The organism is Hydrogenivirga sp., assembly GCF_056450045.1.
Window position 1 is genome coordinate 1 of record NZ_JBWONM010000085.1, and the last position, 9,365, is coordinate 9,365.

18 protein-coding genes are annotated in these 9,365 nt (G+C 52.2%); 16 read left to right on the plus strand and 2 right to left on the minus strand.

Annotated features, from left to right (window positions below; all coding sequences use genetic code 11):
• From AC1HCM_RS03490 to AC1HCM_RS03565, 16 genes are all read left to right on the plus strand, one after another.
• Positions 1-292, plus strand: a 292-nt coding sequence (locus tag AC1HCM_RS03490; protein WP_479460391.1) for an EF-Tu C-terminal domain-related protein, incomplete at its 5' end; no start/stop codon positions are given.
• A gap of 13 nt (positions 293-305) precedes the next feature.
• Entirely contained in the window at positions 306-620 is a 315-nt protein-coding gene (rpsJ, locus tag AC1HCM_RS03495; RefSeq protein WP_479460392.1) for a 30S ribosomal protein S10, read from the plus strand.
• A gap of 4 nt (positions 621-624) precedes the next feature.
• The gene (gene rplC, locus AC1HCM_RS03500) at positions 625-1,335 is read left to right on the plus strand and encodes a 50S ribosomal protein L3 (RefSeq protein ID WP_479460393.1); all 711 of its coding nucleotides are present in this window, start codon (positions 625-627) and stop codon (positions 1,333-1,335) included.
• Positions 1,332-1,931, plus strand: a complete 600-nt coding sequence (gene rplD, locus AC1HCM_RS03505; protein ID WP_479460394.1) for a 50S ribosomal protein L4 — start codon at positions 1,332-1,334, stop codon at positions 1,929-1,931. The genes rplC and rplD overlap by 4 nt, the downstream gene beginning before the upstream one ends.
• On the plus strand, positions 1,928-2,236 hold the full coding sequence (gene rplW, locus AC1HCM_RS03510; RefSeq protein WP_479460395.1) for a 50S ribosomal protein L23: 309 nt from the start codon (positions 1,928-1,930) through the stop codon (positions 2,234-2,236). Before rplD ends, rplW begins: the two co-directional genes overlap by 4 nt.
• A 12-nt stretch (positions 2,237-2,248) precedes the next feature.
• Positions 2,249-3,112: a 50S ribosomal protein L2 gene (gene rplB / locus AC1HCM_RS03515; RefSeq protein ID WP_479460396.1), complete on the plus strand. Its 864-nt coding sequence runs from the start codon at positions 2,249-2,251 to the stop codon at positions 3,110-3,112.
• 146 nt (positions 3,113-3,258) lie between these two features.
• Positions 3,259-3,573: a 30S ribosomal protein S19 gene (gene rpsS, locus AC1HCM_RS03520; protein WP_479460407.1), complete on the plus strand. Its 315-nt coding sequence runs from the start codon at positions 3,259-3,261 to the stop codon at positions 3,571-3,573.
• Positions 3,574-3,583: 10 nt separating this feature from the next.
• Positions 3,584-3,982 carry a 50S ribosomal protein L22 gene (gene rplV, locus AC1HCM_RS03525; RefSeq protein ID WP_479460397.1) on the plus strand — a complete coding sequence of 133 codons (399 nt, stop codon included), beginning with the start codon at positions 3,584-3,586 and terminating at the stop codon, positions 3,980-3,982.
• A 3-nt stretch (positions 3,983-3,985) separates the two neighbouring features.
• A complete protein-coding gene (gene rpsC / locus AC1HCM_RS03530) occupies positions 3,986-4,681 on the plus strand; it encodes a 30S ribosomal protein S3 (RefSeq protein ID WP_479460398.1) in 696 nt (231 codons plus the stop codon).
• Positions 4,682-4,684: 3 nt separating this feature from the next.
• Positions 4,685-5,107, plus strand: a complete 423-nt coding sequence (gene rplP, locus AC1HCM_RS03535; RefSeq protein ID WP_479460399.1) for a 50S ribosomal protein L16 — start codon at positions 4,685-4,687, stop codon at positions 5,105-5,107.
• A complete protein-coding gene (rpmC, locus tag AC1HCM_RS03540) occupies positions 5,104-5,304 on the plus strand; it encodes a 50S ribosomal protein L29 (protein ID WP_479460400.1) in 201 nt (66 codons plus the stop codon). Before rplP ends, rpmC begins: the two co-directional genes overlap by 4 nt.
• A complete protein-coding gene (gene rpsQ / locus AC1HCM_RS03545; RefSeq protein WP_479460401.1) occupies positions 5,304-5,594 on the plus strand; it encodes a 30S ribosomal protein S17 in 291 nt (96 codons plus the stop codon). Before rpmC ends, rpsQ begins: the two co-directional genes overlap by 1 nt.
• Before the next feature lie 42 nt (positions 5,595-5,636).
• Positions 5,637-5,849 (plus strand): hypothetical protein, encoded by a 213-nt coding sequence (locus tag AC1HCM_RS03550; RefSeq protein WP_479460402.1) that lies wholly within the window; start codon positions 5,637-5,639, stop codon positions 5,847-5,849.
• A complete protein-coding gene (locus AC1HCM_RS03555) occupies positions 5,846-7,060 on the plus strand; it encodes a bifunctional 3,4-dihydroxy-2-butanone-4-phosphate synthase/GTP cyclohydrolase II (RefSeq protein WP_479460403.1) in 1,215 nt (404 codons plus the stop codon). Before AC1HCM_RS03550 ends, AC1HCM_RS03555 begins: the two co-directional genes overlap by 4 nt.
• Before the next feature lie 11 nt (positions 7,061-7,071).
• On the plus strand, positions 7,072-7,377 hold the full coding sequence (locus tag AC1HCM_RS03560) for a hypothetical protein (protein ID WP_479460404.1): 306 nt from the start codon (positions 7,072-7,074) through the stop codon (positions 7,375-7,377).
• Entirely contained in the window at positions 7,364-8,638 is a 1,275-nt protein-coding gene (locus AC1HCM_RS03565) for a GGDEF domain-containing protein (RefSeq protein WP_479460405.1), read from the plus strand. Before AC1HCM_RS03560 ends, AC1HCM_RS03565 begins: the two co-directional genes overlap by 14 nt.
• Here AC1HCM_RS03565 and AC1HCM_RS03570 read toward each other — a convergent pair.
• Both AC1HCM_RS03570 and AC1HCM_RS03575 read right to left on the minus strand, forming a co-directional pair.
• The gene (locus AC1HCM_RS03570; RefSeq protein ID WP_479460406.1) at positions 8,616-9,254 is read right to left on the minus strand and encodes an ankyrin repeat domain-containing protein; all 639 of its coding nucleotides are present in this window, start codon (positions 9,252-9,254) and stop codon (positions 8,616-8,618) included. The two genes, AC1HCM_RS03565 and AC1HCM_RS03570, sit on opposite strands and share 23 nt — an antisense overlap.
• On the minus strand, positions 9,238-9,321 hold the full coding sequence (locus AC1HCM_RS03575; protein ID WP_479460408.1) for a hypothetical protein: 84 nt from the start codon (positions 9,319-9,321) through the stop codon (positions 9,238-9,240). The genes AC1HCM_RS03570 and AC1HCM_RS03575 overlap by 17 nt, the downstream gene beginning before the upstream one ends.
• Between the last annotated feature and the right edge of the window lie 44 nt (positions 9,322-9,365).

A 9,365-nucleotide genomic window follows, 5' to 3' on the forward strand; every position in this document is an offset into this window, starting at 1 on the left:
GACCCCCCATAAGAAGTTCAGAGCACAGGTATACATACTCAGCAAAGAAGAAGGCGGGAGGCACACACCCTTTTTCCTGAACTACAGACCCCAGTTTTACTTCAGGACAGCGGACGTAACGGGGACGGTGGTGAAGTTACCCGAAGGAGTGGAGATGGTTATGCCTGGGGACAACGTGGAGCTTGAGGTAGAGCTGATAGCACCGGTTGCGATGGAAGAGGGACTTAGGTTTGCTATAAGGGAAGGAGGAAGGACAGTAGGTGCTGGTGTCGTTACCAAAATTCTGGATTGAGGAGTAAACGGGTATGGAGCAGGACAAGATAAGGATAAGGCTCAAGGCTTTTGACCACAAGCTCTTGGACGAGTCCGTCAAGAAGATAATAGATACGGTAAAGAGGACCGGTGGTGTGATAAAGGGTCCGATACCTATGCCCACGAGGGTCAGGAAGTGGTGTGTGCTCAGGTCACCCCACAAGTTTGAGCAGTCAAGGGAGCACTTTGAGATAAGGGAACACGCGAGGATACTTGATATAACGAGGGTTACCCCCCAGACTATAGAAGCTCTTATGGAGATAAACCTGCCAGCAGGTGTTGACGTTGAGGTCAAGATGAGAGGTTGATGGTATGGGTATCGGTGTTATAGGAAGGAAGCTTGGCATGACGAGGGTCTTCGCTCCCGATGGGACAGCTATACCCGTTACAGCCATACAGGTTCCCGCAAACTACGTTGTTCAGGTGAAGACCCCTGAGAAGGATGGCTACTCAGCCGTTCAGGTGGGAGCCTTTGATGCGAAGGAGAAGCACCTGACAAAGCCACTTATGGGGCACTTCTCCAAGAAGGGCATCAAGCTCCTCAGATACCTCAAGGAGTTCAGGGTTGAGAACCCTCAGGAGTACCAGGAGGGACAGGAGCTAAAGCTTGAGGAGGTATTCAGCCCCGGCGAGCTCGTTGACGTTGTGGGAACTTCTAAAGGAAGGGGCTTTGCCGGTACCATGAAGAGATGGGATTTCGGAGGCTTTCCTAAGTCTCACGGTCACAGGTACCACAGGGCTGTTGGCTCAATAGGAAACAGGACCGACCCAGGAAGGGTATGGAAGGGAAAGAAGATGGCAGGTCACTGGGGAGCGGAGAAGGTCAGGGTTCAGTCCCTTGTGGTCGTTGATGTCATCCCTGAAGAGGGAGTGCTCCTCGTAAAGGGCTCCGTCCCGGGACCCATCAAGGGAATCCTCTTTGTGGAGAAGTCAAGGATAGCAGGCAGGAAGAAGCAGCAGCTAAAGCAGAAGAGAATAAAGCCTCTTATTGAGAGCCTCACAGGTGCGGGAGCGCAGTCATGAAGATAGGAAGGATAGAGGTCAAGGACGAGGTCTTCGGAGTTAAGGTAAAGAAGCACGTACTCTGGGAAGTGGTAAAGTGGCAGCTTGCCTCAAGGAGGCAGGGAACCCACTCAACCAAGACCAGGGGAGAGGTAAACTATAGCGGAAGGAAGCTCCTACCCCAGAAGGGTACGGGTAACGCAAGGCACGGAGATAGGGGTGCAAACATTCTCGTCGGTGGGGGTGTAGCCCACGGACCAAAAGCCAGAGATTACTCCTATCAGCTCCCCAAGAAAGTCAGGAAACTTGCCCTTAAGATGGCTCTCTCCGACAAGGCTCAAGGCAAGAACATCATCATAGTTGATAAGATAGACCTCGGAGACAAGCCGAAGACCAAGAAGGCTATAGAGTTCCTTAAATCCAAGAAGATTGACTCCCACAAGGTCCTCATAGTTACTCCAAACAAGGATGAGCTTCTCTACAAGTCCTTCAGGAACCTTCCAAATGCGAAGGTCCTTCCGGTTGATGGCTTGAACGTTTACGACATACTCTGGAGCGACAAGCTCGTTCTCATAAAAGGTGCGCTTGAAGGAATCTACAAGAGGGTGGAGACATGAGTCAGAGGAGACCTTACGAGATAATTCTGAGACCGGTTATAACTGAAAAGAGCAACAGGCTCATGGAGGATCTGAACAAGTACACCTTTGAGGTCGCCCTTGACGCTTCCAAGGGAGAGATAAAGAACGCAGTGCAGGAGCTTTTCGGAGTCAAGGTTAAGAAGGTTAACACCGTTATAGTGAAGCCCAAGAAGAAGAGGGTCATAGGAAGGTTCAGGCAGTATGGAACTACGAAGAAGTGGAAGAAGGCTATAGTGACCCTTGAGCCGGGTGAGAGCATAGACCTTCTTAACTTTGCAACCTGAGAGGAGTGAGAGATGGGTGTTAGAAAGCTTAAGCCTACCACTAACGGGACGAGGCACGCGGTCCTGTACGACTTTGCGGAGATAACGAAGAAGGAGCCCGAGAAGTCCCTCACCTTCTTCTGGCACAGAGCTAAGGGTAGGTCAAGACAGCAGGGTAAGATAACCGTAAGGCACAGGGGCGGAGGGCACAAGAAGCTCTACAGGCTTATAGATTTCAAGAGGGACAAGAGCCTTGTTCCTGCAAAGGTGGCTGCAATAGAATACGACCCCTTCAGGAGTGCAAGGATAGCCCTTCTCCACTACGCTGACGGCGAGAAGAGGTACATCCTCTGGCCCGAGGGTCTCAAGGTTGGAGACAGGGTAATGTCCATAAGCTACGAAGACGCTTCCGCAGGAAAGGAGCTTCCCGAGATAAAGCCCGGAAACGCCCTTCCCCTGAAGTTCATACCCGTTGGAACGATAGTCCACAACATAGAGCTGACCCCGGGCAAGGGGGGACAGCTGGTCAGGTCCGCCGGCACCGAGGCACAGGTTCTCGGAAGGGTGGGGAAGTACGTCCAGGTTAGGCTTCCCTCCGGTGAGATGAGGATGGTTCACGAGAGGTGCATGGCGACCATAGGGAAGGTCGGACTTGCGGAGCACGAACTCGTGAAGCTCGGAAAGGCTGGAAGGGCAAGATGGCTTGGCTGGAGACCCTTCGTGAGGGGTACAGCCATGAACCCCGTTGACCACCCCCACGGTGGTGGTGAGGGAAGGACGAGGGGTAAACATCCCGAATCCCCCTGGGGCTGGAAGACAAAGGGCTACAAGACGAGGAGAGGAAGAAAGTACTCCGATAAGTTTATAATCACACGCAGAGACGGGAGGCCGCTCTAATGGGTTTTAGAGGTTCTTGGAACAAGAGGAGCAAGCTCATAGAAGACCTTGACAGCTTTTACAGGCTCTACAAGAGGATCCACAGGCTTCACAAGAAGGTAAGGGAAGCTCAGAAGAAGGGAGACCCAGAGCTCATAGAGAGAAGGATAAAGAAGTACGAGGAGACCTATCAGCAGTTTAGGGACTTAGTCAACAAGAGGGCGTGGGTCCATCCAAAGCTCTGGAGAAAGATAAAGCAGATGAACGAGACTGGGGAGAGGAAGGTCGTCAAGACCTACTCCCGCTCAACGACCATAATTCCCGAGTTCGTTGGGCACACGATAGCGGTTCACAACGGAAAGACCTTCGTTCCCGTTTACATTACCCAGGAGATGGTGGGGCACAAGCTTGGAGAGTTTGCCCCCACGAGAACCTTCAGGGGTCACCCGGAGAAGAGCGCCAAGGTGGTGAAGAAGAAGTGAGGTGCATGACATGGGACAGCTGAAGATAAAGGACAAGAGCCAGAGAGAGGGTTACAGAGAAGGAGAGGCAATAGCGGTGCTCAGGTACGCAAGGATATCGCCTCTGAAGGCGAGGCTGGTTCTCAGCCAGATACACGGCAAGGACGTAGGAGAGGCTCTCTACCTTCTTAAGGTAATGCCCAAGAAGGGAGCCCGCATAGTTGAGAACCTCCTCAAGAGCGCCATAGCCAACGCTGAGCAGAAGGGGCTTGACCTTGATAGGCTCTACGTAAAGAAGGCGGTAGCTGACAGGGGACCTATGTTCAGGAAGTGGCTCCCCAGAGCTCACGGGAGGGCTACCATGCTCAGGAAGAGACTCTCCCACCTTACAATAGTTCTGGCTGAAAAAGAGGAAGAGCAGGAGGACTGATTTATGGGACAGAAAACACATCCGATTGGCTTCAGGCTTGGGGTCACGAAGAGCTGGGATATGAAGTGGTACGCCTCAAAGAGGGATTACGCCAAGACCCTCCACGAGGACCTAAAGATAAAGGAATACATCAAGAACAGGTACAGGATAGCCGGAATATCAAGGATAGAGATAGAGAGGATAGTTGACAAGCTCAAGATAAGGATACATGCTGCAAGACCCGCCATAATTATAGGTAGGAAAGGTCAGGAGGTTGAGCTCCTCAAGAAGACCATAGAGAAGATGGTCCCCGGAAAGGAGGTGACCATAAACGTCGCTGAGGTTAAGGTTCCGGAGACGGACGCCCAGCTCATAGCCGAGGATATAGCCCTCCAGATAGAGAGAAGGGTATCCCACAGGAGGGCTATGAAGAGGGCGATAGACAACGCCCTGAAGTCTGGGGCTAAGGGTGTGAAGATACAGGTAAAGGGAAGGATAGGCGGTGCGGAGCTTGCGAGGAAGGAGTGGTTCTTGGTTGGAAGGATGCCCCTCCAGACCTTGAGAGCTGACATAGATTACGGCTTTGCCACAGCCTACACGAAGTACGGAATACTGAGCGTGAAGGTTTGGGTTTACAAGGGAGACATACTTGAGGGGCAGAAGGAAGAGGTCCTCAAGAAGATTGAGGAGGACCTGGCAAAGGTATCCCAGGAGGTGTAAGAGATGTTCCTTCAGCCTAAGAAGACGAAGTTCAGGAAGCAGCAGAGGAGGACCCTTAAGGGAAAGTCTCTGAGGGGAAACAGGGTGGCCTTCGGAGAGTATGGGATACAGGCTCTTGACAGGGCTTGGATAACCCAGAGGCAGATAGAGGCTGTCAGGGTGGCTCTCGTGAGAGCCCTCAAGAAGGGGGCTAAGGTCTGGATAAGGATATTCCCCGACAAACCCTACACCAAGAAGCCCAACGAGGTCAGGATGGGTGGAGGTAAGGGTGATCCCGAGGGCTTCGTGGCGGTCGTCAAGCCCGGGAGGATAATGTTTGAGTTCTCCGGTGTTCCCGAGGAGGTAGCCGAGGAAGCCTTCAGGCTTGCATCAGCCAAGTTGCCCATAAAGACCAGACTCGTGAAGGCTGGAGGATTTACGATATGAAGGCTGCTGAGCTTAGAAAGATGAAGGTAGATGAACTCAGGAATAAGGTGGATGAGCTCAAGATGGAGCTCCTTAGGCTCAGGTTCCGGCAGAAGGTCTCCGCGCTGGACAACCCCATGGCTGTCAGGAAGCTCAGGAGGGATATAGCCAGAGTCCTAACGGTTATAAGGGAGAAAGAGTTGAGAGGTGAAGGCTGATGGCTGAGAAGAAGTGGAACGAAAAGAGGAAGCACCTTGTAGGTGTTGTGGTATCTGACAAGATGGACAAGACCGTTGTCGTTAAGGTTGACAGAAGGGTTCCCCACCCCCTCTATGGAAAGCACATAATAAAGAGCAAGAAGTACCACGCCCACGATGAGAAGAACGAGTGCCGTGTCGGGGATGTGGTTGAGATAAGGGAGACAAGACCTCTATCAAAGACCAAGAGGTGGGTCGTCGTCAGGATAATCCAGAGGGCGAGGAGGGCTGAAGAGGTTCTCTCTGAGTAGGCATAGCTTTTCTTTCTTTACTTCAGACCTATCTTTATCTATATGCTGAGGTATATCCTCTACTTTGCGATCGTATTCATAATAACAGACCATGTTTTTACCCACTGGGGACCGGAGGTTATAAACTGGGTGGCGAGCAAGTTCCTTGGCAGGGAGGTGAGGGTTGTTGAGGAGGCTCCCTACAGGGAGAGCCTTATTGACAGGGTTATAAAGGAGGTCAAGGAGAGGTTTAAGGACAGCGGAGGTAAGGAATGAAGGAGGAGCAGATCTTCAACACCGTTGAGGAGGCTGTTGCGGATATAAAAGAGGGGAAGATGGTTATAGTCGTTGATGACCCCGACAGGGAGAACGAGGGTGACCTTGTGATGGCTGCCGAGAAGGTAACCCCCGAAGCGATAAACTTCATGGCTAAGTACGGAAGGGGGCTGATATGTCTCTCTCTCCCCCCAGAGCGCTGCGATGAGCTTGACCTCTACCCCATGGCTCACAGGAACACAGACCCAAAGGGAACCTACTTCTGCGTCTCCATTGATGCCCACCCAAAGCACGGAACCACAACGGGGATATCGGCCTACGACAGGGCTAAGACCATAAAGCTTGCCATAAGCCCCGAGGCTGGACCTTCCGACTTCATAAGACCGGGGCACGTATTTCCCCTGAGGGCGAGACCGGGTGGTGTCCTTGAGAGGGCTGGGCACACAGAGGCTTCCATTGACCTTGCCAAGCTCGCAGGGCTCTACCCCGCAGGGGTCATATGCGAGATAATGAAGGAAGACGGGACCATGGCACGCCTTCCGGACCTGATAGAGTTCGCTAAGGAACACAACCTCAAGATAATCACGATAGCAGACCTTATAAGGTACAGGCTAAAGAAGGAGCGCCTCGTTGAGAGGGTTGCAACCGCCCACCTTCCCACCCCCTGGGGCACCTTCAGGATACACGCTTACAGACACAAGCTCACCGGGGAGGAGCAGGTAGCCCTCACGATGGGGGGGTGGGAGGAAGAGGAGCCGGTTCTGGTGAGGGTTCACTCGGAGTGCCTAACGGGTGATGTCTTCAGGTCAATGAGGTGTGATTGCAGACCTCAGCTGGAGAGAGCCCTTGAGATGATAGCTCAGGAGGGAAAGGGCGTTCTCGTTTACATGCTCGGTCATGAGGGCAGGGGCATAGGCATAGCCAACAAGATAAAGGCGTACGAACTTCAGGAGAAAGGCTACGACACCGTTGAGGCGAACGAGAAGCTGGGCTACCCACCTGACCTTAGAGATTATGGGGTCGGTGTTCAGATACTCCTTGACCTTGGCGTGAGGAAGATGAGGCTGATGACCAACAACCCGAGGAAGATAGTAGCCCTTGAAGGCTTTGGACTTGAGATAGTTGAGAGGGTTCCAATAAAGACCGAGCCCACACCCCACAACAGGGTGTATCTGACCACCAAGAAGGACAAGCTCGGCCACATGTTCTGAGGAGGTATTTTATGGCGGACTTTAGGAACGCTGGGACCGATAGAGGAGACATAAGGGCGGAGCTTAAGAACTTCCTTATAGCGATAAAGATAAGGAGGGAGGAGTACCTCAACCTTATAGATGAGCTTGAGACCGATGAGCTTGAATACGACCTCATGGAGTACAGGGAGTACTACGAGAAGCAGGTAAAGCCCGTCTATGAGCAGGCTCTTTCTATAGGTGTGGAGAGCCTCGTGAAGCTCGCCGAGGAGGTAAAGGGAGTTTACGACGAGATAATAGGGATGATAGAAAGTAGGCTGGCTGATGGAAGAAGATAGAAAGGTCCTTGAAGAGTTTGAGCACTTCTTTGATGTAATAGCTATAAGGGACGAGTCCCAGATAGTTAGGGAGTTTGGCAAGGGGCTGACCTTCCTTAACTTCTCCCCCATAGTGGAGAGGGCTTTTCTCCGATACTACCTAAACAAGTACATATGGCAGATGAGGATAGCAGCCTTCCTCGGTGTCCTGCTCTACGCAGCCTTTGGAATACTTGACCTTATAGTCTTCCCCGAGGTTGCCCTCAAGCTCTGGTTCATAAGGTTTGTTCTCGTCATTCCCTTCGGGCTCCTCTTCGTATTTCTGAGCTTCCGAATTCACAGCGAGAGACTCCTTCAAATACTCCACTCAATACTCGTGGTCATAGGTGGACTCGGCATAGTGGGGATGATATACATAGCACACCCCTACAAGTCCCATCTATACTATGCGGGGCTGATGCTCGTTCTCTTCTACGCTTACACCCTTTCGGCTCTCAGATTCTACTACTCTCTCACCTGCTCCCTCGCCATAACCTTCCTCTACCCTTTCGTGGATACCCTCTTGATAAAGACCCCCCTTGAGAATCTTATCACCAACATGTTCTTCCTCGGTTCCGTGAACCTTATAGGTGCACCCGTTGCCTACCTTCTTGAAAGGCACAGCCGGAGGGACTTCCTTCTTACGATGCTTCTTGCCCTTGAGAAGAAGAAGACGGAACAGCTCAATGTGAAGCTCAGGGATATGTCTTACATTGATGGTCTTACGGGGGTAGCCAACAGACTTAAGTTTGAGGAGTTCTTCAGGAAGGAGTGGGTGAGGGCGGGAAGGACGAAGAGACCCATCTCTCTACTCATGATAGATATTGACTACTTCAAGAACTACAACGACCTTCTCGGTCACCTTGAAGGGGACGAGTGCCTCAGGAAGGTTGCCCAGGTTATGAAAAGGCACATAAGGGCTGAGATTGACCTCGTTGCGCGGTACGGAGGGGAGGAATTCGTTGTGGTCCTGCCCGAGGCGGGGCTTAAGGATGCTCTTAAGGTGGCCAACAGAATAAGAAAGGACATGGAGAACCTTAAGATAGCCCATCCTGCTTCGGAGGTCTCAAGCTACGTCACAGTCAGCGTTGGGGTTGCATCCCTCGTTCCTATGGACAACCTTAGCAGGACAGCCCTCATAAGTATGGCTGACAAAGCCCTCTACAGGGCTAAGAACAGCGGAAGAAACAGAGTAGAGTTCTACGCACATGAAGACAACCCTAATTACCGGAAGCCCTCTTGAGGAGCCTGAACACATCGTAGTGTCCGTTTTCCCTTGCTATGTCCGCAGGCGTCAGTCCCGCACCGTCCTCAGCCTTTGGGTCAGCTCCTGCCTTGAGAAGGAACATGACAACATCAAGCTGTCCGTTCATGGCTGCAGCGTGCAGGGGAGTTAACCCCGCTCCGTTCTTGGCGTTCACATCCGCACCGGCCTTTACGAGCTCCTCAACTATCTGGAGGTATCCGTTCCTCGCTGCCAAGTGAAGAGGAGTCCAGCCGTTGAGGTTTCTTGCGTTTACATCCGCACCCTTTTCTAAGAGAAGTCTGACTACCTCAGCGTGTCCGTTGTTGGCTGCCATGTGCAGGGGTGTTGCCTTGTACCTGTCCCTCGCGTTCACATCCGCTCCGTGCTCAATCAGGAACCTCACTATCTCTATGTGACCAAACTCCGCCGCAACGTGGAGAAGGCTCTCTCCCTCGTAATTCTTCAGGTTCACCTCTTCCGGTCTTAGGAGTCTCTTTAGCTCCTCAATCTCTCCCCTCTCCACCACCCCGAAGGGGTCCTTCGGAAAGGTAAAGTTAAAAAACAGAAGCAGGAGCAGAAAAGCCTTTAGGCACAGATCAGCTAGCCTTCGCACCCTCTCTAAGGTCCCTGTCGGGGACTATTAGGGACATCTTCTCACCGTCGGAAAGGGCGAGAACCATCCCCTGAGACTCAATCCCGAATATCTTCCTCGGCTTCAGGTTGG